The organism is Enterovibrio coralii (genome assembly GCF_001559595.1).
Lineage (GTDB): Bacteria > Pseudomonadota > Gammaproteobacteria > Enterobacterales > Vibrionaceae > Enterovibrio > Enterovibrio coralii.
The window spans coordinates 1-2,407 of record NZ_LNTY01000067.1 but is presented as its reverse complement, the minus strand read 5'-3'; the positions used below and the strand labels follow the sequence as shown (position 1 = coordinate 2,407).

The window sequence follows — 2,407 nt, the reverse complement described above, 5'->3', positions numbered from 1 at the left end:
TGCAGACGTGAACGGCAACGGTGTCGATGATCGCGCAGAAGACTCTGACGGTGACGGTATCTCAAATCCAAATGATGAGGATGACGACAACGACGGAACGCTCGATATCTATGATGCCTTCCCGTTTGATCCGAACGAAGACACAGATACCGACGGTGATGGTGTGGGCGACAATGCGGATGCTTCCCAACGGATGACACGGAGACCAAAGATACCGACGGTGACGGCGTAGGTGATAACGCGGATGTCTTCCCTGAAGATGCGTCTGAAACCAAAGACACCGACGGTGATGGCGTGGGTGACAATGCCGATGTCTTCCCGAATGACGCGACTGAAACCAAAGACGCCGACAACGACGGCATCGGTGACAACGCAGATATTGACCGCGACAACGATGGTTTGTCTGACGAGCTAGAGCTTCGCACTGAGGCTGAGATTGTAGATTGGCCAGTACTCTATGGTTCAAGCTTTAGTAACGGTGAACTGTCTGCAAACGGCGGCACATGGCGTTACCAAGCGAACTCAGCGCGCTTCTCCGAGTACGGTTACAGCGACAACTACCGCCTGAATTTCAAAGTGGTCTCGCTGGGTGGCAATAACATGTTTGGCTTGGGCAATATCGAAAGTGGAGCCTACTACTCAGACATTGATTACGCCTTCTACATTGTTAACTCCTACCTGTACCTCTACGAGAGCGGCTCTTACATCACCAACTTCGGCAGCGGTAGTGTTGCGGTCGGCGATGTGCTGTCGATTGAAGTGAACGACGGCAATATCACTTACCGTCGCAACGACGATGTGCTGCGTGAAACCACTTATAGCGGTGATACGCCAGACTTCTACGTCGACTCAAGCTTCTACAACGGGGCTATCCGTCTGACGGATATCAAGTTGACACCGGCTTCGGGTTCGGGCTTTGCAGTCGATGCCGACAATGATGGCGTGCCGAACGATCTGGATTTGGATTCAGATAACGACACCATCCCTGATGTGGTGGAAGCGGGGCTTGCAGACGCCGATGGCGACTTGATGGTCGATCAAAACAACCTGCAAGGTACGGTCAACCCGGCACCAGACACTGATAACGATGGCATCCCCGATTATCTCGACCTCGAAAGTAACAACCCAGAAAACGACGGAACAGCTTTCGACATGCACGGTTATGACTTCGCAGCGTTTGATACCAACGGTGACGGCATGCTTACGCAGCAAGACGGCGAGGGCGGTGCAGACGTGAACGGCAACGGTGTGGACGATCGGGCAGAAGACTCTGACGGTGACGGTATCTCAAATCCAAACGATGAGGATGACGATAACGACGGCACGCTCGATATCTACGATGCCTTCCCGTTTGATCCGAACGAAGACACTGACACCGATGGTGATGGCGTGGGCGACAATGCGGATGCCTTCCCAACGGATGACACGGAGACCAAAGACACTGATGGTGATGGTGTAGGCGATAACGCGGATGTCTTCCCAGAAGATGCGTCTGAAACCAAAGACACTGATGGCGACGGTGTGGGTGACAATGCCGATGTCTTCCCAAATGACGCGACTGAAACCAAAGACGCCGACAATGACGGCATTGGTGATAACGCGGATATTGACCGTGACAACGATGGCCTGTCTGACGAGCTAGAGCTTCGCACTGAGGCTGATATTGTAGATTGGCCGACATTGTACGGTTCGAGCTTCAGCAATGGTGAGTTGTCTGCGAATGGCGGCACATGGCGTTACCAAGCGAACTCGGCGCGCTTCTCCGAGTACGGTTACAGCGACAACTACCGCTTGAATTTCAAAGTGGTCTCGTTGGGTGCCAATAACATGTTTGGCTTGGGCAACGTCGAGAGTGGCGCGTATTACTCCGACATTGATTACGCCTTCTACATTGTTAACTCCTACCTGTACCTCTACGAGAGCGGTTCGTACATCACCAACTTCGGCAGTGGCAGCATTGCCGTGGGCGACACTTTATCTATCGAGGTGAACGACGGCAATATCACTTACCGTCGCAACGATGATGTGCTGCGTGAAACCACGTACAGTGGCGAGACGCCAGACTTCTACGTCGATTCCAGCTTCTACAACGGTGCAATCCGCCTTACCGACATCAAGTTGACGCCAGCGTCTGGCTCAGGCTTCGCCGTTGATGCCGACAATGATGGCGTGGCGAACGATCTGGATTTGGATTCAGATAACGACACCATCCCTGATGTGGTGGAAGCCGGACTGGCCGACGCCGATGGCGACTTGATGGTCGATCAAAACAACCTTCAAGGTACCGTGAACCCAGCACCAGACACTGATAACGACGGCATCCCCGATTACCTCGACCTCGAAAGTAACAACCCAGAGAACGATGGTACTGCCTTCGACATGCACGGCTATGACTTCGCGGCATTCG

The 2,407-nt window shown here is 53.3% G+C and carries 1 protein-coding gene and 1 pseudogene; both read left to right on the top strand.

The window, feature by feature from the left end; translation table 11 throughout:
- A pseudogene (locus ATN88_RS26300) lies at positions 1-279 on the top strand (thrombospondin type 3 repeat-containing protein); the annotation flags it as partial.
- Between the two features lie 15 nt (positions 280-294).
- A partial coding sequence (locus ATN88_RS25330; protein WP_232313528.1) for a thrombospondin type 3 repeat-containing protein occupies positions 295-2,407 on the top strand: 2,113 nt, incomplete at its 3' end.